Genomic DNA, 22,124 nt, shown 5'->3' on the forward strand with positions numbered 1-22,124 from the left:
ATTCGGCCCCTCAGACGCCCAGGAGGGTGCTCAGGTGGCGTGGGGGCGGGGAGCCGTGGGCCAGCATCGCGTCGTGCCAGGCCTTGGGGGTGGCGCCGAACGGGCGGGCGGCGGCGATGGCGGCGACCTCGGTGTAGCCGACGAAGTAGGTCGAGAGCTGGGTCGAGGTCAGCAGGGCGCGGCGCCACTTGCCGGCGGCCTCGCCCTCCTCTTGGAAGCCGGGGCCGGTCATCATGGCCATCGCCTCGGACTCTTGCAGATCGTCGCAGTGGACGAGCTGGTCGATGATCGCGTTGAGGCTCATGCGGAGCTGCATCTTCAGCTGTTGCAGGCGCACGGGCAGGCCGCCGAAGCCCAGATCGGCCATCGCCTCTTCGGCGTAGACGGCCCAGCCCTCGACGAACGGGCCGGACCAGCCCAGCGCCCGCACCCGGGTCGCCGCGCGGAAGCGGCGGGAGTGGGCGAGCTGCAGGAAATGGCCGGGCATCGCCTCGTGGACGGTCAGCTCGCGGAGCATGTGGTTGTTGTATTCGCGGTAGAACGACTCGACGCGCTCGGCCGGCCAGTCGGCCGGGGTCGGTGAGATGCAGTAGAACGTCGGCACGTCGGCCGTCTCGAGCGGGCCCGGCGGGTCGCAATAGGCCACCGAGACGCCGCGGGCGAACTCGGGCATCTCTTCGATCACGCAAGGGTCGTCGAGCAGGGTGACGACGTCGTGCTTGCGGACGAACTCGGTCGCCTCCTCCATCGTGACCTTGGCCAGGTCGACGATGGTGTTGTCGGCCGGGTGCTGCGCGCCGAGGGTGGCGAGGGCCTGGCGGACCGTCTCGTCGGTGGCGGGGCCGCCGGTCAGCTCGGCGGCCGCCTCGCGCAGCCGCTCGCCGACCCGTTCGAGGTTGGCCCGGGCGCGCGACAGCACCTCGCCGGCGGGCAACTCGGTGTCGAGCGTGTGCCAGAGACGGGCCTCCCACAGGCGGCGGCCCAGACGCGGGTCGCGGCCGGGATCGCCGCTGTCGACCCGCGCGTGCAGCCAGCCGTCGAACTCGGCCAGGGCGGCCAGGGCGGCGGCCGAGGCGGGCTCGACCGCGGGGCGCATGCCCGGTTCCTGCTCGAGCAGGGCGGGCAGCTCGTCGCGGATCAGCGCGGCCGTGCCGGCGAACTGGCCGATCGCGGTCTCGGCGTGAATGCGCGGCACGTCGCGCAGCACGGCGCGGGCGGTGGCCAGCGCGTCGGGGATGGCCGCGAGCCGGCCGCCGAGGCTGGCCAGACGTTCCTCGGCCGGGGCGAACTGGCGCGAGATCAAAGCGTGCAGCAGCGGGCCGGGGTTGTGCTCGAGCGGGTTCCACTCGTGCTCGCGCACGTCGGCGAGCTCGAACAGGCCGCGCTCGGCGATCGCGCTGAGAATCGCGTGGTCGACCTGATCTTCGGGGCCGAGGCCGTCGGCGTCGATGCCGGAGAGCGCGTCGGCCGCGTCGCGCAGCATCGCGACGCGCGCGCCGACCGCGCCGGGTGACAGGTCGGGCAGGCGGTCGTCGAAACGATGGTCACCGGTGTAGGTGGCCACCGCGGGGTCACTCTCGAGGATGGCGTCGACGATGCTCTCGGCGAGCGGAACGAACTCCGGCATGTCGTGAAACCTACTCGGCCGGTCCGACATTTTTCCGTTCCGCCGCACGGACCGCCTCGGCGTATTCCAGCGCCGCCCGGCGAAGCTCCTGCTCCGCGTCCGCGCCGTTCTCAGCCACGATCCGCAGCAGCCGTTCCCCGAGATCAGAACCCTCAGGCACCGGTACGTCGAGACCGGCTCGACGCGTACGCTGAAGGATCTTGGCGGCCAGGGCGAGAGCGGGCTGACTGAGCGCGATGCCGTCGAGCGTGGAGTCCCGCGACTTCTCGGCCTTCTTGATCCGGTCCCAGTTCTCGGTGATCTCCTCGATGTCGGCGACCTCGGCCCCCGCGAAGACGTGCGGGTTGCGCCGCACCATCTTGTCGACCAGACCGCCGGCGACGTCGTCGACCGTCCAGGCCTCGTCCTCGGGCAGCTCCTCGGCCAGCCGCGAATGCAACACGATCTGCAGCAGCACGTCGCCGAGCTCTTCGCGCAGCGCGTCGGTGTCGCCGGCCTCGATCGCGTCGTACGCCTCGTAGCTCTCCTCGAGCAGGTAGGGCGCGAGGGTGCGGTGGTTCTGGGCGCGCTTCCACGGGTCGCCGCCGGGCGAGACCAGGCGGTCCATCACGGCGACGGCGTCGAGCAGGCGGGCGCCGGGCGGGTCCCAGGAGCCGTACATGAGCTCGAGCTCGGCCAGGGCGGGCTCGCGGGCCAGCCGCAGCCCCAGCGTGCGGGCGAAGGCCTCGTCTCCGGTCGGGCCGGCCAGCCAGACGACCGCGTTCCCGCCGCCGGCGTCAGTCGTGCCGCCGGCGTCAGTCGTGCCGCCGGCGTCGGTCGTGCCGCCGGCCTCAGTCGTGCCGCCGGCCGCCGCCAGCTCGGCCAGGATCCGTTCCGGGTCGCTCTCGATGACCGTGACCGGGACGCCGCTGCGCCGCAGGGCCTCGGCCTGCTCGGAGTCGGCAGCGGCGAAGACGGGGTGGGCCCGAAGGACGTCCCAGGCGGCGGCTGTGAGCAGTCCGGCGGGCAGGCGCGGCGACGTGACGAGCAGAACGATCCGAGCGGCGGTCATGGTCGCAACTCTGCCAGCCCGGGCCGTAGTTGTGACCGCGGCCCGTTTGATCTTCCGGGGTGCCACCGCCTCCCCCGCCCGCCCAAGGGACGTGGGTGGACGTTAGCGGGCGTGAGGGCTGGGCGGAGGGTTGTCCACAGGGTGCCGGCGAGTGGATCAGGAGATGTCGGTCACCGGGTCGCTGTTGGCGGAGGCGCCCAGCGGGACGATGACCAGCGGCCGCAGCGCACCGTTCTGGGTCTGGAACTCCAGGACCGGGATGCCGAGCGGCTGGTAGCGCGGGTTCACCGTGATCTTCATGGTGCCGGTGACCTCGGCGACCTCGTTGCGGACCGCCGTAGCCGTCTTCACGAGCTGCAGGTTCTCGGCCGGCAGCTGCTGCTTGAACTGCTCGAACGTCGTGTCGGCCGGGATCTCCTGCGCCGACACCAGCACGTCGTAGACCTCACGCAGGTCGGCGTCGGTCGGCTCGGGCGCTGTGCCCTGCACCTTGGTGCGCAGCGCCCGGATCAGCGCGTCGCTCTCGGCGTACAGCCGCACGTATTCGGCCGACTCGGGCAGGCGCAGCTGGGTCGCGTAGTCGCCGAGCGGCAGGTCGGTCGGGAGTGTCACCGACTCGCGCTTGGCCACCTCGGCCAGCACGTCGGCGCTGACCAGCGTGCGAACGATCTCGCTGCGCGTGATGGGCAGCGACGCGGCAGCGGCACTGGCCTGGGGCTCGGCGGGGGTGGCGGAGGCCTGCGACCGCACGGCGGCGAAAGCGTTGTCCCAGACCGCCTGCACGCGTTCCTCGGTGATGCGCCCGGTGGCGCCGACGTAGGCGGCCACGGACGGCTCCGACCGGCAGGCGGAGAGCCCGCCGACGGTCAGGGACGCAACGACGGCGATTGATGCGAGACGGCGGGCACGCTGCATGGCGTTGACTCTCTCACGTCTGATATGACCCACGTCACCGACCCCCGGAAGAAACTGATCACATCGTCAGGCTCTTGGCGGTCAGCGCCGCGACCAGCACGAATCCGATCACCACCAGGGCAACGACCTGCACCGTGGTTCGGTTTCGGCGCGGCGCGTAGGCGAGCGCGATCGCCGCGGCCGCACCGGTGAGCAGCCCGCCGAGATGCCCCTCCCACGACGTGAAGCCGGCCGTCAGCACGAGCCACAGGACAAAGGACACCAGCAGCTGCGTACGGTCGATGGGGTGCTCGTGCAGTTTGCGGGTGACCACGAAGTAGGCCGCGGCCAGCCCGAACCCGGCCCCGGACGCGCCGATCGCCGACTGGGCCGGGTCGACCAGCACCACCAGCGCCGAACCGCCCAGCGCGGCCAGCAGGTAGAGCGCGAGGTAGCGGACCCGGCCGAGCTTCTCCTCGAGGAACCGGCCCAGGATCCACAGCCAGACCATGTTGAACAGGATGTGGGTCAACCCGAACCCGCTGCCGCCCGGTGGCTGGTGCAGGAACGCCCCGGTGAACAGCCGCCACCATTCGCCGTGCAGCACACCGACGAGCGTGTAGCCGGGCGCCGGGCTGCCGTCGTCGACGTAGTACGTGCCGTCGGACCCCAGCAGCCCCGCGCCGAACACATCGAACTTGTCGATCAGTGCGGGGTGGATCAGTTCGGCCACGTACGCCAGCACGTTGACCATGATCAGCGAATAGGTGATCCACGGCGTGCCGACCGTGCGGCCGCCGAAGACCGTGCGCGCCTGACGCACGGTCTTGTTCTCGCCCTTGACGCAGACGGGGCAGCGCTGCCCGACGGGGGCCTCGCGCATGCAATCGGAGCAGATGAACCGATCGCAGCGCGAGCACCGGACGTACGTCTCCCGCTTCGGATGCCGATAACAGACCGACTCCGCGCTCACCGTTTCCACAGCGGGAGATTGTGCACGGACTACGACTTGGCGGCTACCCGTTGCGGCACTTCGCCCAGCACGTCCTTCAGGAGCTGGGCGCACCACTCGAGCAGCGCCTGGTCGCGCAGCGGTTCGCCGCCCACCCGGCGGGTGTTCGGCCGGGGCACGCTGACCTGGTCGGTCGCCTGCTTGTAGACCGAGTCGGGGTGGTAGCGCTTGAGCCGCAGCTGCTTCGAGTCGGGCAGCGGCAGCGGGCTGAACCGCAGGTGCTTGCCCTGCATCGAGACGTCGGTCAGCCCGTACGCCCGGGCGACCTGGCGGAAGCGGGCCACCGCGATCAGGTTGGCGACCTGGGCCGGCGGTTCGCCGTAGCGGTCGGTCATCTCGGCCACGACCTCGTCGAGATTCGCGGTTTCGCGGGCCTCGGCGAGCTTGCGGTACATCTCGAGGCGCAGCCGTTCGACCGAGATGTAGTCGACCGGCAGGTGCGCGTCGACCGGCAGATCGATCTTGACCTCGGGCTCCTCCTCGGGCCGCTCGCCCTTGAACGCCTGCACGGCTTCGCCGACCATGCGCACGTAGAGGTCGAACCCGACGCCCTCGATGTGCCCGGACTGTTCGCCGCCGAGCAGGTTGCCGGCGCCGCGGATCTCGAGGTCCTTCATCGCGACGTACATGCCCGCGCCCAGCTCGGTGTGCTGCGCGATCGTGGCCAGCCGCTCGTGGGCCTGCTCGGTGAGCGGCTTCTCGCGGGGATACAGGAAGTACGCGTACGCCCTCTCGCGCCCTCGCCCGACCCGGCCGCGGATCTGGTGGAGCTGGGCGAGGCCGAGCAGGTCGGCCCGTTCGACGATGAGCGTGTTGGCGTTCGGGATGTCGATGCCGGACTCGACGATCGTGGTGCAGACCAGGACGTCGAACTCCTTCTCCCAGAACCCGACCATGACCTTCTCGAGCTGCTCCTCGCTCATCTGGCCGTGCGCCACCGCGACCCGCGCCTCGGGCACCAGCTCGCGCAGCTTGCGGGCCGCCTTGTCGATCGACTCGACGCGGTTGTGGAGGTAGAACACCTGCCCGTCGCGCAGCAGCTCGCGGTGGATGGCCGCGGCGACCTGCTTGTCGTCCTGCGCGCCGACGAAGGTCAGCACCGGGTGCCGTTCCTCGGGCGGGGTCGCGATGGTCGACATCTCGCGGATGCCGGTGATCGCCATTTCGAGCGTACGAGGGATGGGCGTGGCCGACATGGTCAGCACGTCGACCGAGGCCCGCAACGCCTTGAGCTGCTCTTTGTGCTCGACGCCGAAGCGCTGTTCCTCGTCGACGATGATCAGGCCGACGTTCTTGAACTTGGTCGAGTTGGACAGCAGGCGGTGCGTGCCGATCACGATGTCGGCGGTGCCGTTGGCGGCCTGCTCGAGCGTCTCGCGCGCCTCCGACGGGGACTGGAAACGGGACAGCTGCTTGATCGTGATGGGGAACTGGCCCATCCGGTCGGTGAACGTGTTGAAGTGCTGCTGGGCCAGCAACGTGGTCGGCACGAGCACGGCGACCTGCTTGCCGTCCTGCACCGCCTTGAACGCCGCCCGTACGGCGATCTCGGTCTTGCCGTAGCCGACGTCACCGCAGATCAGGCGGTCCATCGGGACCTCGAGCTGCATGTCGTGCTTGACCTCGCTGATCGCGGCGAGCTGGTCGGGCGTCTCCTGGAACGGGAACGCGTCCTCGAGCTCGCGCTGCCACGGCGTGTCGGGCCCGAACGCGTGGCCGCGCGAAGCCTGCCGGGCCGCGTACAGCTGGATGAGCTGCGCGGCGATCTCCCGGACGGCCTTGCGAGCGCGGGCCTTGCTCTTCTGCCAGTCGGCGCCGCCCATCTTGTGCAGCGCGGGCGACTCACCGCCGACGTAACGCGACAGCTGGTCGAGCTGGTCGGTCGGCACGTAGAGCCGGTCACCGGGTTGTCCCCGCTTGGAGGCGGCGTATTCGAGCACGATGTATTCGCGGTCGGCGCCGTTCACGGTGCGCTGCACCAGTTCGACGTAGCGCCCGATGCCGTGCTGCTCGTGCACGACGAAGTCGCCCGGCTTCAGCTCGAGCGGGTCGATCGTGTTGCGCCGCCGCGACGGCATCTTCCGCATGTCCTTCGTGGACGTTCCGCGGCCGCCGCTGATGTCGTTGCCGGTGATGACGGCGAGCTGCGACGTGGCGTCGACGAACCCGTGGTTGAGCCCGCCACACGTGATCAGCAACTGTCCCGGCTCGATCGGCGTCTCGATCGACTCGGTCGGCGTGACCCCCAGTCCCGCGTCGCGCAGCACCTCGGTGGCCCGCTGAGCGGTGCCGTGCCCCTCGAAGACGAGCGCGATCGCCCACCCGGCCCCGACCCAGTCCTGCAGGTCAGCAGCCAGTCGCGCGGTGTCCCCGTGGTACAGCGGCACCGGCTGTGCGGCCAGCGCGACCGCATCGCCCATGTCCGGCGACACCTCGACGGACGGCTGCTCCAGCCAGGGCTGATCATCGACCGGGGCGGAGTCGGACTCGGCCAGTCCGAACGGCGACACCGTCCACCACGGCTGCTTCAGCGTCGCCGCGTGAGCGCGTACGTCGGCCAGGGTCTTGAAGGCCGCTGCCCCGACATCGATCGGAGCCTGACCACCGACGGCGGCCGCCGCCCACGACGCCTCGAGAAATTCATCCGACGTACGGGTGAGGTCGTGCGCCCGCGTGCGGATGCGCTCGGGGTCGCAGAGCAGCACGTGCGTGCCGGTCGGCATGGTGTCGATCAGCAATTCCATGCTGTCGGTGCCGTGGAGCAGCGCCGGCGCCAGCGACTCCATGCCCTCGACCGGAATGCCCTCGGCCAGCTTCTCGAGGATCTCTTCGAGCTCGGGGTGCTCAGCCAGCAGCTCAGCCGCCCGCGCGCGAACCGGCGGCGTCAGCAGCAGCTCACGGCACGGCGGCGCCCAAAGCCGTTCGACCGGGTCGATGGTGCGCTGGTCGGCGACGGCGAAGGTGCGGATCTCCTCGACCTCGTCGCTCCAGAACTCGACCCGCGACGGGTGCTCGTCGGTGGGCGGGAAGACGTCGAGAATGCCGCCGCGCACCGCGAACTCGCCACGCTTGGTGACCAGGTCGACCCGCGCATAGGCCATGTCGGAGAGCCGCCGCACGACCCCTTCGAGCTCGGCCGGGCCACCGGTGCTCAGCTCGACCGGTTCGAGATCGCCCAGCCCCTTGAGCTGCGGCTGTAGCACCGACCGGACCGGCGCGACGACAACGTGAATCGGGTCGTCGCCGGGGTGGGCCAGCCGCCGCAACACGGCCAGCCGCCGCCCGACCGTGTCGGACCGGGGCGACAGCCGCTCGTGCGGCAGCGTCTCCCACGACGGGAAGACCGCGACCCGCGACGGGCTGATCAGATTTCCCAGCGCATCGGCCAGGTCATCGGCCTCCCGGCTGGTCGCGGTAACGGCGAGCACCGGCTTACCCGCGCCACCGATCTCGGCGGCACCGGCGACGGTGGCGACGACGAACGGGCGCAGTGACGCCGGGGCGGTGAGATCTAGCGCGTCGGACTCGACGAACCCGGCGCGAGCGAGGTCGCGGGCACGCGCAAGACCACGGTCTCGGAGGGCGGCCGGAATAAGACCGGAGAGCTGCATGGCGGGGCACCTCGTACACGTCGAAAAACCCCAGACGCCCAGAGGGGCGGGGGTACGAAACCAAGTTTAGTCCGCCCCACCGACATTCATCGTCGGCAACGGAAACGCACACCGTGTCCGACATAACCGTCGATACCTGGGCAATAGTGACAGCAGCGGAAAGCAGTCCCTGGGGAGGCAACGTGCGAATCCTGCTGCTCGTTACGGCGTTCAACGGCCTCAGCCAGCGCGTCTGGTGCGCCCTGCGCGAGGCCGGCCACGACGTGGGAGTGCAGCTCGCGACCACCCCGGCCGAGATGATCGAGGCCGTCCGGAAGATCGACCCCGAACTGATCCTCTGCCCTTTCCTCAAGCATCGCGTACCGGCCGAGGTCTGGAAGAACCGGCGGACGGTGATCATCCATCCCGGCCCGGTCGGCGACCGCGGTCCGTCCTCACTGGACTGGGCCGTGGCCGAGGGCGCTCGCACCTGGGGCGTCACCGCCCTGCAGGCGATCGAGGAGATGGACGCCGGCCCGATCTGGGCCACCCGCACCTTCCCCCTGCCGGCCGCTCCCCCGCGCAAGTCCTCCCTCTACAACGGCCCGGTGGCCGACGCCGCACTGGAGTGCGTCCTCGAGGTGGTACGCAAGGCCGCCGACACCGGCTTCACCCCAGTCCCGGCCGACCACGCGCCCACCGAGGCCCCCGGCGCCCGCTTCCGCCCCGAGATGACCCAGGCCGACCGCGCCTTCGACTGGTCGGACACCACCGACAAGATCCTGCGTCGCGTCCGGGCGGCCGACGGCTCCCCCGGCGTCCGCACGGAACTCGCCGGGCTCCCCGTCTTCGCCTACGACGCCGTCCCCGGACTGGCCCGCGCCGGAAAACCGGGCGTGCTGCTGAGCCGTCGCCAGGGCGCTGTGCTGGTCGGCACCGGCGACGGCAGCCTCTGGTTCGGCCACCTGCGCGCCGCCGAGGCCAACCACGGACGCGCGGGCCTCAAGCTCCCGGCGACCACCCTGCTCGGCGCCCGCCTGCGCGGCGTCCCCCACTCCCCGCTCCCCGTCGGGGCCGAACCGGAGTCGGTCGCCGCCTACCGCCAGGTGCGTTACCGCCGCACCGGCCGGATCGGCTGGCTGGCCTTCGACTTCTACAACGGCGCGATGGCGCCCGGCCACTGCCGCCGCCTCCTGGCCGGTCTGCGGCACGCGGCCGCCCAGGACACCGAGGTCCTCGTCCTGCGGGGCGGCACCGACGCGTTCAGCAACGGCATCCACCTCAACGTCATCGAGGCGTCCCCCGACCCGGCCGGCAGCGCCTGGGCCAACATCCGCGCGATCAACAACGTCTGCCGCGAGATCATCACCTGCGCACGGCAGGTGGTCGTGGCGGCGTACGCGGGCTCGGCGGGGGCCGGCGGCGTGATGCTGGGACTGGGCGCCGACATCGTCGCGGCCCGCGCGGGCATCGTCCTCAACCCCTACTACGACATGGGCCTGTACGGCTCCGAACTGCACACCTTCACGCTGCCCCGGCGGGTCGGGGCCGAGACGGCGCAGCGCCTGGTCGACGACAAGCTCCCGGTGAGCGCCGACCGTGCGGCCACGATCGGGCTGGTCGACGAGGTCGGTCCGCGGCACCCCGAGGCGTACGCGGAGTGGCTCACCACCCTGGCCGAGCGCGAGAGCGACCCCCGCCAGGCCCGTCGCCGCCGTCAGGAGAAGGCCCGCCGGCTGGCCTCCGAGCGCGTCCCGCTGGAGGTCTACGAGGCCCGCGAGCTGGCCGAGATGAGCCGGGACCTGTTCGGCGACCGCTCCGGTTTCGCCGCCGCCCGGCACGCCTTCGTGACCAAGACGCGCCCCGCGGTCACGCCCGAGCGCCTCCTGACCTCGCCCACGGCCGTGACCCGGATCGCGCCGGTCATACCGGTGGTCCGCCCGGCCGTGCCGCTCTCCGCCTGATGGGCCCGCTGCGCGAGAGGAATCGTCCGACCGGCCGGGTGCGGGTCAGTGCCGCCCTCCAAGCGGCCACGATGCTGCTGCCGGCCCGCTACAACTACAGCGCCTACAGCGTCCTCGCCGGTCCGGCCGACCCCGCCCCGGCCGATCAACGGCCTTATCGCGTACGGATGAAGCGCCTGGCCCGCCGTCGCCCGGTGCTCACGATTCTGATCACCCTGTTCGCGTTCGCCTTGGAGAGCACGTTCTTCGGCTGGCTGCTCACCTCGATCGAGGTCCCCGACCGTGATCTGCGCCCGGTGCTGTTCGCCGGCGCGATCACGATGATCGTCGCGACCGCCGCGATCGAGCTGTTCCGCTTGGTCAACGTGGTCACACTGTGCCTGTCGACCCTGTGGGCCCGCGATCCCGTGCCGGTCGTGCCCGACACCACGCTGCGGGTGGCTTTCCTGACCACGATCGTGCCCGGCAAGGAGCCGGTCGAGATGGTCGCGCGGACGTTGCGCGCCGCTCGCCAGGTGCGCTACGGCGGCACGTACGACGTCTGGCTGCTCGACGAGGGTGACGACCCCGACGTCAAGGCCATGTGCCGGCGGCTGGGCGTACGCCATTTCAGCCGCCGGGGCATCGACCGTTTCAACATGCCGTCCGGCGCTTTCAAGGCGAAGACGAAGCACGGCAACTACAACGCGTGGGTCGACGTGAACGGCGACGACTACGACGTGTTCGTCTCGGTCGATCCCGATCACGTGCCGCTGCCCAACTTCTGCGAGCGGCTGCTGGGCTATTTCCGCGACCCCGAGGTCGGTTTCGTGGTCGGCCCGCAGATCTACGGCAACTACGACAATCTGGTCACCCGCTGGGCGGAGTCGCAGCAGTACCTGTTCCACTCGCTGCTGCAGCGGGCCGGCAACCGCCGCGGGATCGCCATGCTGGTGGGCACCAACAACGCCGTACGCATCTCGGCCCTCCGCTCGATCGGCGGCCTGCAGGACTCGATCACCGAGGACATGGCGACCAGCCTGGCCATGCACGCGGCCAAGTGGCGTTCGGTCTACACGCCTGACGTGCTCGCCGTCGGCGAGGGCCCGTCCTCGTGGACCGACTACTTCACCCAGCAGCACCGCTGGTCGCGCGGCACCGACGAGGTCGTGCTGAGCAAGTTCCTCAAGCTGGTGGTCAAGCTCGGCCCGGGCCGGGCGCTGCACTACGGCCTGCTGATGTCGTACTACCCGCTGACCGCGCTGGCCTGGCTGCTCGGCGCCCTGAACGCGTTCTGCTATCTCGTGCTCGGCGCCCAGGGCGTGCACGTGCCGCAGGAGGTGTGGCTGATGCTCTACATCGACGCCGCCCTCTTCCAGATCGGCCTGTACGTCTTCAACCGCCGCCACAACACCAGCCCGCACGAGGAAGCCGGTTCGTCCGGTTTGACGGGAATGGTGGCGTCCACTTTGTCCACTCCGATCTACGTGTCGTCCTTCGTCGGCGCCGTGCTGCGACGCAAAGCCGGTTTCGTCGTTACTCCCAAGGGCGACTCGACGAGCCCCGACCGGCTGGCGACCTTCGCCCCCGGACTGCGGTGGGCGTTGTTCTTCATCGCCATGATCGTCGTCGCCGAGATCACCGGCCACGTCGACAACGCGATGTTCCTGTGGCCCGCGCTCAACCTGACCATCTGCCTGACCCCGCCGGCGCTGTGGCTCTTGCTGCGCCGGCGCCGACCCGAGGAGTCCCCGCTATGAAGCCCCGCCCCCGCCCCAGTCTCGCGCGCCGCATGGCCAGCGGAACCGTAGCGGTCGTGGTGCTCGCCGTGGTCGCCTTCGCGAACCGCCCGGTCCTCGCGGCCGGCTCCGAGGCGCTGCACAACTACAACATCAACCGCCAGTCCTACAAGGAGAAGTACGGCCATTGGGCGCGCCTGCCCGTGCCGGCCGGCTTCCGGGTCAACGCGATCCACGCGGCGCTGCTCAGCACGGGCAAGGTGCTGATCGTCGCGGGCAGCGGCAACGACCGAGAGCAGTTCGAGGCGGGCACGTTCCGCACGGTGCTCTACGACCCGAGGACCGAGAAGTTCAGCCGGGTGCCGACGCCGACCGACGTGTTCTGCGCCGGGCACAGCTTCCTGGCCAACGGGAACCTGCTGGTCGCGGGCGGGACGAAGTCGTACGAGGTGCTCGAGAAGGACGTGAAACGGGCCGGCGGCGTCATGAAGGTCAAGAACGAGTCGCCGGACGGCGGGCCTCGCACTTTTGCCAAGGGGACGAAGTTCCGGTCGGCGGCGGGGCACGAATACGCCAGCCGGACCGCGTTCACCGTCCCGGCCGCGGGCAAGGTCGTGCACGGGCCGCACGTCGCGGTCACGGCGGGCGAGACCGAGGTGTGGGTCGACGCCGTACGCCCAGGGGACGCCCCGATCGTGCGCGAGGGCGCGCAGTACAGGCTCGACGGCGTCACCGACGGCAACCTGTACGGCGTCGCCGACAAGATCACGCGGGAGAAGCAGGAGTACGGCGGGGACAAGACGTCGTACGAGTTCGACCCGCGCACCGAGCGCTACCACCGGACCGGCGACCTGACCGAGCACCGCTGGTACCCGACGCTGGTCACGATGGGCGGCGGCGACGTGCTCGCGGTCTCGGGGCTCGACGAGTTCGGGCGGATCATCGAGGGCCGCAACGAGGTCTACCACCACCGCAAGCGCGCCTGGTCGCGCGCCCCGCAACTACAGCGCTACTTCCCCACCTATCCGAGCCTGCACCTGATGGCCGACGGCCGCGTCTTCTACTCGGGCGCGAACAGTGGCTACGGCTCCGACGCGAAGGGACGTACGCCCGGGGTCTGGAACCTGACCAACAACGACTTCCAGCCGGTCGGTGGGCTGCGGCAGCCGGAACTCAACGAGACGGCCACCTCGCTGATGCTGCCGCCGGTGCAGAACCAGCAGGTGATGATCCTCGGCGGTGGCGGGGTCGGGGACTCGCCGATCTCGACGGCCCGCACCGACATCGTCGACCTGCGGCAGAGGAAACCCGTCTACCGCCCCGGCCCCGACCTGCCCAAGCCCGCGCGTTACCTCTCCACCGTCGTGCTGCCCGACGACACCGTCCTCACCAGCGGAGGATCGTCCGGCTATCGCGGCGGGCCCTATCGCGGTCAGGGGCGCAGCGACCTGCTCAACGCCCAGTTCTACGTGCCCTCGACGAACTCGTTCCGCACCGCCGCCGCGTCGACGATCGGCCGCAACTACCACTCCGAGGCGATCCTGCTGCCCGACGGCCGGGTCGTCACGATGGGCAGCGACCCGCTCTACGACCGTACGGGCGAGGCGCCGGGCTCGTTCGAGAAGCGCATCGAGGTCTACAGCCCGCCCTACCTGTTCCGCGGGAAACGGCCGGTGATCGCGAAGGCGCCCGGCGACGTCTCCCGGGGTGACACCTTCCCGGTCGGCACACCGGACGCGGCGCGGATCGCGTCGGCCCGGCTGATCCGGCCCAGCTCGGTCACCCACGGCACCGACACCGACCAGCGCTCGGTCGCGCTCGGCCTCAAGCGCGCTGGCGGCCGCCTCGAGCTGCGCGTGCCGAACCAGGCCGGGATCGCACCCTCCGGCTGGTACATGCTCTTCCTCGTCGATGACCAGGGGCGTCCGTCGGTCGCCCGCTGGGTCCGGGTCCGGTGATGGCCCGGCGCGCACGCCTGTCGTTGATCCTCGCGACGTCACTGATCGCTCTCGGCGCGGTGGCCGTGGCGGCCGGGGCCCGCGAGAACGAGCCCGAACTCCTCTCCCCGCCCCTGCTCAGCGCGGTGAGCCCGCACCTCTACGTCGATCCGTCGGGCGCGGCCGTCGCCGCCGTCCGCGCCCTCGACCAGGCCGGCCGCCGGCGCGACGCGGCTTTCGTGCGCCGCATCGCCGACCAGCCGACCTCGGTCTGGTTCACCGACAGCAACCCCGGCTTCGTCGAACGGGCCCGCCGGCTGGCGGTCGCGGCCACGGCGGCAAGCCGGATGCCGGTGCTGACGCTCTACAACATCCCGTACCGCGACTGTGCGGGACATTCAGCGGGCGGGGCGGCCGACGCCGCCGCCTATCGGAGGTGGGTGACCGCGCTGGCCGGGGCCCTGCGCGGTCACCGCGCCATCGTGGTCCTCGAACCCGACGCGGTGCCCCAGGCCGTCCGCGGCTGCCTCTCCCCCCAGCGCACGGCCGAACGCTACGGCCTGCTGCGCCACGCCGTCGCCGCCCTGCGCACCGCCCCCGGCGTACGGATCTACCTCGACGCCGGCAACCCCACCTGGGTGGCGCCCGCGCGGATGGCCCCCGCGCTGCGCTCGGCCGGGATCGGGACGGCCAGCGGGTTCGCGCTCAACGTGGCCAACTTCGAGACGACAGCGGACAACGTGGCGTACGGGAACGGTCTGGCCCGGATCCTGGGTGGCAAGCACTTCGTCGTCGACACCAGCCGCAACGGCAACGGCCCGGCCCAGCGCGGTGCCGGCGACCGGCACTGGTGCAACCCGCCCGGCCGCCGCCTCGGCATCCCGCCCACCCTGCGCACCGGGCACACGATGGTCGATGCGTTTCTGTGGGTGAAACGTCCCGGAGAGTCCGACGGTGCGTGCGCCCCCGGCCACCCTCCCGCCGGCCACTGGTTCCCGGCCTACGCCCTCTCTCTGGCCGGCGGGTGAGACTTACCTCAAATTCCCCCTGAGTGGGGTCACGCCGATACGATCGGCGAAGTCGGGACAGCGCTGTCCTGGAGCACCTTGAGGCGAAGGAGCGCCCCCCGATGACAGACCAGCACGGCCACCTGGACCCTGACGGTCCTGACGCTGCCCTGCGTGCCGACATCCGGCGAATCGGCACCCTGCTCGGTCAGACCCTGGCCCGCCAGGAAGGCCGCCCCCTTCTCGACCTGGTCGAGGAGATCCGCGCCCTGGTCCGCCAGGACCCGCAGGCCGCCGCCGACCGCCTCGCCGCGATGGACGTCACGACCGGCACCAAGCTGGCCCGCGCGTTCTCCACCTACTTCCACCTGGCCAACGTCACCGAGCAGGTGCACCGCTCCCGCGACCTGCGGCGGCGCCGCGCCCACGACGGCGGCTGGCTCGACCAGGCGGCCAAGCTGATCGCCGAGAAGGGGGTGCCGGCCGACGAGATCGCCGCGGCCGCCCGCCGGCTCGCCGTCCGCCCGGTCTTCACGGCCCACCCGACCGAGGCCGCCCGGCGCTCGATCCTGTCGAAGCTGCGCCAGCTCGCCGACGCGCTCGACGCCGAGGCGGCCGCCGCGGTCCTCTACGGCGCGACCGACACGACCGCCTCGACGCGCAAGTTCGCCGAGCTGATCGACCTGCTGTGGCAGACCGACGAGCTGCGCCTCGACCGGCCCGACCCGACCGACGAGGCCCGCAACGCCGTCTACTACCTCAAGGACCTCTACGCCGAGGCGGCCCCGCAGGTGCTGGCCGACCTGGCCGAGACGCTGCGCCAGCTCGGCGTCGAGACCGCCCCGACGGCCCGGCCCCTGACCTTCGGCTCGTGGATCGGCGGCGACCGCGACGGCAACCCGTTCGTGACGCCCGAGGTGACCCGCGACGTGCTGCTGATCCAGCACGAGCACGGCATCCAGGCCACCGAGGCGGCGATGGACCAGCTCATCGACATGCTGTCGGTGTCGCGGCGGCTGCGCGGGGTCTCGCTCGACCTGTCCGCCTCGCTGGCCAAAGACCTCGACAACCTGCCTGAGGTGGCGCCGCGGTTCCGCCGCACGAACGCCGAGGAGCCCTACCGCCTCAAGGTGCGGGCGATCAAGGCGAAGCTGGCCAACACCCGCGACCGGCTGCGCAACGGCACCGCGCACGTGCCCGGCCGCGACTACCTGGGCAGCGACGAGCTGATCAGCGACCTCGAACTGATCCGCGCCTCGCTGGCCCGCAACTCCGGTCAGCTCACCGCCGTCGGTGTCGTCGCGACCGCGATCCGTACGGTGTCGGCCTTCGGTCTGCAGCTGGCCACCCTCGACGTCCGCGAGCACGCCGAGAAGCACCACGAGGTGCTGCAGCAGATGTACGCGCAGGTCGGCGAGGTCGACGACTACGCGACCCTCGACCGCTCCTCCCGCACCAAGCTGCTCGCCGACGAGCTGAGCGGCCGGCGCCCGCTGTCCAGCGCCGACACGCCGCTGACCGACTCGGCCCGCAAGACGTTCGACGTGTTCAACACGATCCGCGACGTGCAGGACCGCTTCGGCGCCGACGTCATCGAGACGTACATCATCTCGATGACCCTGGGCGTCGACGACGTGCTGGCCGCGGCCGTGCTGGCCCGCGAGGCCGGGCTGGTCGACATCCACACCGGCCGCGCCCGGGTCAACATCGTGCCGCTGCTCGAGACCCCGGCCGAGCTCGACGCGGGCGGCGAGCTGCTCGACGAGATGCTGTCCCTACCGGCCTACCGCGAGATCGTGCGGGCCCGCGGCGACGTGCAGGAGGTCATGCTCGGCTACTCCGACTCCAACAAGGAGGGCGGCATCACCACCAGCCAGTGGGGCATCCACAAGGCCCAGCGCAAGCTGCGTGACGTGGCGGCCCGACATGGCGTACGGCTTCGTCTCTTCCACGGCCGCGGCGGCACCGTCGGCCGTGGTGGCGGCCCGACGCACGAGGCGATCCTGGCTCAGCCCTACGGCACGCTCGACGGCGCGATCAAGGTGACCGAGCAGGGCGAGGTCATCAGCGACAAGTACACGCTGCCCGCCCTGGCCCGCGAGAACCTCGAACTCACCGTGGCCGCCGTGCTGCAGGCGACGCTGCTGCACACGTCGCCGTCGGTCGACCTCGAGCGGCTCGCCCGCTGGGACGCCACCATGGACACCGCGTCCGACGCGGCGTTCGCCCAGTACCGCTCGCTGGTCGAAGACCCCGACCTGCCCGCGTACTTCTGGGCCGCCACCCCGACCGAGCTGCTGGGCGCCCTCAACATCGGCTCGCGGCCGGCCAAGCGCCCCAACGCCGACGCCGGCCTGGGCGGCCTGCGGGCCATCCCGTGGGTGTTCGGCTGGACGCAGACCCGCCAGATCGTGCCCGGCTGGTTCGGCGTGGGCACGGGCCTGCGCGCGGCCCGCGAGGCCGGCCGCACCGCCGAGCTCCAGGAGATGTACGGCGACTGGCAGTTCTTCAAGACGTTCCTGTCCAACGTCGAGATGATGCTGAACAAGACCGACCTGACGATCGCCCGCCGCTACGTCGAGACCCTGGTCCCGGCGCATCTGCACCCGATCTTCGAGAAGATCCAGGAGGAGTACGAGCTGACCGTGCGCGAGGTCCTGGCCATCACCGGCACGACGTCGCTGCTCGAGAACCAGCCCGAGCTCAAGCGCACCCTGGGCGTCCGCGACACCTACCTGGAGCCGCTGCACCACCTGCAGGTGGCCCTGCTCCGGCAATACCGCGAGGCCGGCGAGGCCGACCGCCAGACGGTCGTGCCGCCCGGTGCCCGCCGCGCCCCGTCCGACTCCACCGCGTTGGAGCGGGCGCTGCTGACCTCGGTCAACGGCATCGCCGCGGGCATGCGCAACACCGGCTGATCCGCGCTTTGAGAGAGGGCCGGGGCGATCCGCCCCGGCCTTCTTCATGCTTCATGCCCGAACGGTGTGCGACAGACGCTCGCCGAGGATGAGCGACGGCCTGGTCCAGGCGGCCAGCAGCGCGTCCAGGTCCGTCGTCTCACGCAGGAACCAGCCCGAATAGAACGTTCCGGTAGGCCACTCCCGGGTCACACACAGGCCGGCCACGTCGGTCAACCGTGGCCCGAGTCCCAGCCGGCGGGACACGTAGACATCGAGGCCGATCTGGCGCCCGGTGGCCAGGGCGGACGGGGTCGGTGTCGAGCCTTCCGAGTGGAGCACGGCATAGGCCGGGTCCAACGCCGTGCAACAGGCTTTGAAGTAGTGCAGCACCGCGGCCTGCCGTACCTCGGCCGCCTCCCGCTCCTCGTAGTCCCAGAGCGGCCGGGGAATCGCGAAGGCTCCCGCCTCCACCGTCACGTCCACCGGATGCCGGCCCGGCGGGGCATCGTCCCCGGGTGTCGCCTCGAGCGAGATCGCGGCGGGCCCTACCCCGGGCAGGCGCATCGCGACCCGGTAGGCGCCGCCGTCGCGCAGGCATCGCCGCACCTCACGGGCGGAGCGGGCGCCCGCATAGCCGAGCCCGGGCGCGTCCGGTACCCGCGAGAAGCTGAGACCCGGCGGCCCGCAGAACATCGCCCCGGCGAAGGTGGCGCCCTGCTCCTCGAGCACGTCGCCGACCGCGGCCAGCGCCGGCTCGCCCAGCTCGCGCCCCGGCCACAGGCCGAACGACAGGTGCACCCCGCCCGGCCACATAGACGATTGCCTCATGTGGTGAGGAACGCGCCGACCACCGCCGAGGGTGCGGGCGCACCATCCGCGCACATTCCACGCGCATTCCGCTCACAATCCTGAGAGCAGCCTGAGAGGACCCTAGGGTCTCTCAGGGTTCTGCCGGATCCCGGCGGGTGCGGTGTGTTTCTAGGCTGGGGGCCGTGACCATCATCGCGACACAGTCGCTCACTAAGACGTACGGCGGCGGGGTGACCGCCCTCAGCGAGCTCACCGTCGGCGTCGAGGCGGGCGTGATCGGGCTGGTCGGCGCGAACGGCGCCGGCAAGAGCACGTTTATCAAGATCATGCTCGGCCTGACGGCGCCCACCAGCGGAGACGTACGGGTGTTCGGGCTCGATCCGGTGACCGAGACGGATCAGGTGCGGGCGCGGGTCGGCTACATGCCCGAGAACGACTGCCTGCCGCCGGACGTGTCGGCCGCCGAGTTCGTGACCCACCTGGGCCGGCTCAGCGGGCTGCCGAAGACGGCCGCGCGCGAGCGGGCCTCCGAGGCGCTGCGCCACGTCGGGCTCTACGAGGAGCGTTACCGCCAGATCGGTGGCTACTCGACCGGCATGAAGCAGCGGGTCAAGCTGGCCCAGGCCCTGGTGCACGACCCCGACCTGCTGCTGCTCGACGAGCCGACAAACGGTCTCGACCCGGCCGGCCGCGACGCCATGCTCACCCTGGTGCATCGCATCGGCAACGAGTTCGGCATCTCCGTGGTCGTCTGCTCGCACCTGCTGGGCGAGGTGGAGCGCATCTGTGACTCGCTGATCGCGATCGAGGGTGGCCGCCTGCTGCGGGCCGACCGCATCTCGGCGATGACGGCCGCGTCCGACGTGCTGGCCGTCGAGGTCAGCGAGGGCACCGAGGAGCTCTTCGACAAGCTCGACGGGCTCGGCCTTCAGGTCAGCCGCGAGGGGCGTCTGCTGCTCGTGCCGCTCACCTCCGAGGAGGCGTACGACTCGATTCTGCGCGCCGTGGCCGAGCTCGACCTTCCGCTGCACCGCATCGACCAGCGACGCCACCGGGTGGCCGAGCTCTTCACCTCGAAGGAGACGGCCGATGTCTGACGCCGGCGTCATTCACGACATCGGATACCAGCGGTACGAGGGCCCGAGGCTGGGCCGGCCCGCGGTGTTCGGCGCGATCTACCAGCACGGGCTGCGGGCCGCGTTCGGGCTGGGTCGCTCGGCCAAGGCGAAGATCTTCCCGTGGCTCGTGGCGGGCATCGTCCTGCTGACCGCGGTGATCAACGGCGCGGTCAAGGCGCAGACGAACGGCCAGATCGTGCTGTTCGACTACTTCTCGTTCGACGACACGATGAGCTGGCTGGTGATCTTCTTCGTGGCGATCGTCGCGCCGGAGCTGGTCTCGCGGGACATGCGCTCGGGCGTCCTGCCGCTCTACTTCAGCCGCCCGCTGCGCGCCTTCGACTACATCGGGGCCAAGTTCGTCGCCCTCGCCACCGCGGTGTTCCTGCTGCTCGGCGTGCCGCAGTTCATCATGTTCCTGTTCGGCGCCTTCACCACCGACGACGGCGCCAAGGGCGTCTGGAACGAGTTCCTCGACCTGGCGCCGGGCTGGGGCTACACCCTGATCTGGGCCGTCCTGTTCGCCTCGATCAGCCTGTTGATCGCCTCGTTCACCGGCAAGCGCGCCTTCGCCGCCGGTGGCATCGTCGCCTTCTTCCTGATGACCGCCCCGGTCGTCGGGGTCCTGAGCATCCTGCCCTCGACCACCGCCAATCACCTGGCCGGGCTGGCCAGTCCGATGTCGCTGCTGGTCGGCGTGCAGAGCTGGCTGCGGGGCCGCAACGACCTCGACCTCAACATCGGCGACTTCGGCGTCGTCTACGGCATCGAGGCGTTCTGCCTGGTCGCCGCCGCCCTTCTGCTGTTGCTGGCCCGCTACCGGAAGGTGGCCTCCCTGTGAGCGTCGTCGAACTCGAGAACGTCTCCCGCTGGTACGGCAACGTGGTGGCGGTCAACGACATCAGCATGGTCCTGCAGCCGGGCGTCACCGGCCTGCTCGGCCCGAACGGCGCCGGCAAGACCACCGTGCTGCACATGATGGCCGGTTTCCTCGCCCCGTCGAAGGGCTCGGTGACCATCGACAACTCGCCGACCTGGCGCAACCCGGGCATCTATCGCAGCCTGGGCCTGGTCGCCGAGCGTGAGGCGGTGCACGGCTTCCTCACCGCCAAGGAGTTCGTGCTGGCCTGCGCGAAGATGCAGAAGCTGCCCGACCCGGCCGCCGCCACCAAGCGCGCGCTTGAACTGGTCGAGATGACCGACGCGCAGGACCGGCGCATCGAGACCTTCTCCAAGGGCATGCGGCAGCGCACCCGGGTGGCCGCCGCGCTCGTGCACGAGCCGCAGGTGCTGCTGCTCGACGAGCCGTTCAACGGCATGGACCCGCGCCAGCGCATGCACATGATGGAGTTGCTGCACAAGCTCGGCGACCAGGGCCACACGATCCTGTTCAGCTCGCACATCCTCGAGGAGGTCGAGCAGCTCTCCGGCCTGGTGCAGGTGATCGTGGCGGGCCGGCTGGCCGCCTCGGGCGACTACCGGCGCATCCGCCGGCTGATGACCAACCGGCCGCACGTGTTCGCCGTGCAGAGCTCCGACGACCGCCGGCTCGCGGTCGCGCTGATCGGCGAGAAGTCGGTGAGCGGCATCGAGGTGGAGGCGAACGGGCTGACCGTGCGCGCGTCCGACTACGGCAGCTTCACCCGCGCGCTGCCGCGCATCGCCCTCGGCGAGGGCATCCGGCTGCGCAAGCTGCTGCCGTCCGACGAATCCCTGGAGAGCGTCTTCTCCTACCTGCTGGAGGCATGATGTCCACGGTCGCCTACATCACCATGCGCGGCCTGCTCGGCCGGCGCCGGGTGCTTCTGCTGCTGCCCCTGCCGCTGCTGCTCGTCGGTCTGGCGCTGATCTGCCGGGCCTACGACGTCAACCCCGAGCAGTGGGGTCAGGCGGTCGTGCTGGGGCTCGGCCTGGCCGTCGTGCTGCCGGTCATCTCGCTGATCGTCGGCACCGGCGTACTCGGGTCCGAGGTGGACGACGGCACGATCGTGCACATCCTCACCAAGCCGCTGCCGCGCCGCGACATCATCCTGGCCAAGCTGCTGGTGGCGTCCGGCGTGAGCGCGGTGACCTCGGCCGTCCCGCTGTTCTTCGCCGGGCTCCTGGCTGATTCCGTACGATTCGGGCTCGCGCTCGTCGTGGGAGCCGTGGTCGGCGCCATCGCCTACTCGGCTCTGTTCCTGCTGTTGAGCCTGGTGACGCGGCGGCCGGTGCTGCTCGGGCTCGCCTACATCCTGGTGTGGGAGGGCCTGCTGGGCCGGTTCGTCAGCGGCACCCGGGTGCTCTCGATCGAGCAGTACGTCATCTCGATCACCGACAAGATCGCGCCGACCGGCATGCTCGACGGCAAGGTGTCGCTGCCGGTGGCGATCGTGATGAGCCTGATCTTCGCGCTCGGCGGCACGATCTACGCCATCAACCGGCTCGGCTCGTTCAGCGTGGCCGGCGAGACCAGCTGACCCTCCGTGCGCCGCCGCGACCCGGCGGCGCACGGAA

At 70.9% G+C, this 22,124-nt stretch carries 15 protein-coding genes; 9 read left to right on the top strand and 6 right to left on the bottom strand.

The annotated features are described in order from the left end of the window. Window positions 1-10 precede the first annotated feature (10 nt). The 5 genes from EER30_RS07720 to mfd form a co-directional block, all read right to left on the bottom strand. The gene (locus tag EER30_RS07720; RefSeq protein WP_127499659.1) at window positions 11-1,627 is read right to left on the bottom strand and encodes a DUF885 domain-containing protein; all 1,617 of its coding nucleotides are present in this window, start codon (window positions 1,625-1,627) and stop codon (window positions 11-13) included. 10 nt (window positions 1,628-1,637) lie between these two features. Further along, the gene (locus tag EER30_RS07725; RefSeq protein WP_127499660.1) at window positions 1,638-2,678 is read right to left on the bottom strand and encodes a nucleoside triphosphate pyrophosphohydrolase; all 1,041 of its coding nucleotides are present in this window, start codon (window positions 2,676-2,678) and stop codon (window positions 1,638-1,640) included. A gap of 156 nt (window positions 2,679-2,834) precedes the next feature. Then, window positions 2,835-3,593, bottom strand: a complete 759-nt coding sequence (locus EER30_RS07730) for a hypothetical protein (protein WP_127499661.1) — start codon at window positions 3,591-3,593, stop codon at window positions 2,835-2,837. 58 nt (window positions 3,594-3,651) lie between these two features. Continuing rightward, the gene (locus EER30_RS07735; protein WP_127499662.1) at window positions 3,652-4,455 is read right to left on the bottom strand and encodes a rhomboid family intramembrane serine protease; all 804 of its coding nucleotides are present in this window, start codon (window positions 4,453-4,455) and stop codon (window positions 3,652-3,654) included. Between the two features lie 119 nt (window positions 4,456-4,574). Continuing rightward, complete coding sequence (mfd, locus tag EER30_RS07740; RefSeq protein ID WP_127499663.1) at window positions 4,575-8,195, bottom strand: transcription-repair coupling factor; 3,621 nt, start codon at window positions 8,193-8,195, stop codon at window positions 4,575-4,577. A gap of 182 nt (window positions 8,196-8,377) precedes the next feature. On the opposite strand from mfd, the gene EER30_RS07745 reads away from it, so the two are divergent. From EER30_RS07745 to ppc, 5 genes are all read left to right on the top strand, one after another. Beyond that, window positions 8,378-10,138: a hydrogenase maturation protein gene (locus EER30_RS07745; RefSeq protein WP_127499664.1), complete on the top strand. Its 1,761-nt coding sequence runs from the start codon at window positions 8,378-8,380 to the stop codon at window positions 10,136-10,138. Next, complete coding sequence (locus EER30_RS07750) at window positions 10,138-11,877, top strand: glycosyltransferase family 2 protein (protein WP_127499665.1); 1,740 nt, start codon at window positions 10,138-10,140, stop codon at window positions 11,875-11,877. The genes EER30_RS07745 and EER30_RS07750 overlap by 1 nt, the downstream gene beginning before the upstream one ends. Then, window positions 11,874-13,814: a radical copper oxidase GlxA gene (gene glxA, locus EER30_RS07755; RefSeq protein WP_127499666.1), complete on the top strand. Its 1,941-nt coding sequence runs from the start codon at window positions 11,874-11,876 to the stop codon at window positions 13,812-13,814. Before EER30_RS07750 ends, glxA begins: the two co-directional genes overlap by 4 nt. Continuing rightward, window positions 13,814-14,821: a glycoside hydrolase family 6 protein gene (locus tag EER30_RS07760; protein WP_127499667.1), complete on the top strand. Its 1,008-nt coding sequence runs from the start codon at window positions 13,814-13,816 to the stop codon at window positions 14,819-14,821. The genes glxA and EER30_RS07760 overlap by 1 nt, the downstream gene beginning before the upstream one ends. Before the next feature lie 101 nt (window positions 14,822-14,922). After that, window positions 14,923-17,718 carry a phosphoenolpyruvate carboxylase gene (gene ppc / locus EER30_RS07765; RefSeq protein ID WP_127499668.1) on the top strand — a complete coding sequence of 932 codons (2,796 nt, stop codon included), beginning with the start codon at window positions 14,923-14,925 and terminating at the stop codon, window positions 17,716-17,718. Between the two features lie 51 nt (window positions 17,719-17,769). Here ppc and EER30_RS07770 read toward each other — a convergent pair whose 3' ends face one another. Beyond that, complete coding sequence (locus EER30_RS07770; protein WP_127499669.1) at window positions 17,770-18,528, bottom strand: hypothetical protein; 759 nt, start codon at window positions 18,526-18,528, stop codon at window positions 17,770-17,772. Window positions 18,529-18,692: 164 nt separating this feature from the next. Here EER30_RS07770 and EER30_RS07775 point away from each other — a divergent pair, with 164 nt between their 5' ends. Genes EER30_RS07775 through EER30_RS07790 form a run of 4 tightly spaced genes read left to right on the top strand, consistent with a single transcriptional unit; the run spans window position 18,693 to window position 22,087 of the window. After that, window positions 18,693-19,607 (top strand): ABC transporter ATP-binding protein, encoded by a 915-nt coding sequence (locus EER30_RS07775; protein WP_127499670.1) that lies wholly within the window; start codon window positions 18,693-18,695, stop codon window positions 19,605-19,607. Further along, window positions 19,600-20,469 (top strand): ABC transporter permease, encoded by an 870-nt coding sequence (locus EER30_RS07780; protein WP_127499671.1) that lies wholly within the window; start codon window positions 19,600-19,602, stop codon window positions 20,467-20,469. Before EER30_RS07775 ends, EER30_RS07780 begins: the two co-directional genes overlap by 8 nt. Further along, window positions 20,466-21,377, top strand: a complete 912-nt coding sequence (locus EER30_RS07785) for an ABC transporter ATP-binding protein (RefSeq protein ID WP_127499672.1) — start codon at window positions 20,466-20,468, stop codon at window positions 21,375-21,377. The genes EER30_RS07780 and EER30_RS07785 overlap by 4 nt, the downstream gene beginning before the upstream one ends. Next, complete coding sequence (locus tag EER30_RS07790) at window positions 21,377-22,087, top strand: ABC transporter permease (RefSeq protein ID WP_127500226.1); 711 nt, start codon at window positions 21,377-21,379, stop codon at window positions 22,085-22,087. Before EER30_RS07785 ends, EER30_RS07790 begins: the two co-directional genes overlap by 1 nt. Window positions 22,088-22,124 lie beyond the last annotated feature (37 nt).

Origin of the sequence: Actinoplanes solisilvae (assembly GCF_003999975.1) — a bacterium.
GTDB lineage: Bacteria > Actinomycetota > Actinomycetes > Mycobacteriales > Micromonosporaceae > Actinoplanes > Actinoplanes solisilvae.

Bases quoted from the DNA above. Each gene is read 5' to 3' on its own strand.
- EER30_RS07720 (WP_127499659.1), bottom strand. From the start codon at position 1,627: ATGCCGGAGTTCGTTCCGCTCGCCGAGAGCATCGTCGACGCCATCCTC.
- EER30_RS07725 (WP_127499660.1), bottom strand. From the start codon at position 2,678: ATGACCGCCGCTCGGATCGTTCTGCTCGTCACGTCGCCGCGCCTGCCC.
- EER30_RS07730 (WP_127499661.1), bottom strand. From the start codon at position 3,593: ATGCAGCGTGCCCGCCGTCTCGCATCAATCGCCGTCGTTGCGTCCCTG.
- EER30_RS07735 (WP_127499662.1), bottom strand. From the start codon at position 4,455: ATGCGCGAGGCCCCCGTCGGGCAGCGCTGCCCCGTCTGCGTCAAGGGC.
- mfd (WP_127499663.1), bottom strand. From the start codon at position 8,195: ATGCAGCTCTCCGGTCTTATTCCGGCCGCCCTCCGAGACCGTGGTCTT.
- EER30_RS07750 (WP_127499665.1), top strand. From the start codon at position 10,138: ATGGGCCCGCTGCGCGAGAGGAATCGTCCGACCGGCCGGGTGCGGGTC.
- glxA (WP_127499666.1), top strand. From the start codon at position 11,874: ATGAAGCCCCGCCCCCGCCCCAGTCTCGCGCGCCGCATGGCCAGCGGA.
- EER30_RS07760 (WP_127499667.1), top strand. From the start codon at position 13,814: ATGGCCCGGCGCGCACGCCTGTCGTTGATCCTCGCGACGTCACTGATC.
- ppc (WP_127499668.1), top strand. From the start codon at position 14,923: ATGACAGACCAGCACGGCCACCTGGACCCTGACGGTCCTGACGCTGCC.
- EER30_RS07770 (WP_127499669.1), bottom strand. From the start codon at position 18,528: ATGAGGCAATCGTCTATGTGGCCGGGCGGGGTGCACCTGTCGTTCGGC.
- EER30_RS07780 (WP_127499671.1), top strand. From the start codon at position 19,600: ATGTCTGACGCCGGCGTCATTCACGACATCGGATACCAGCGGTACGAG.
- EER30_RS07790 (WP_127500226.1), top strand. From the start codon at position 21,377: ATGTCCACGGTCGCCTACATCACCATGCGCGGCCTGCTCGGCCGGCGC.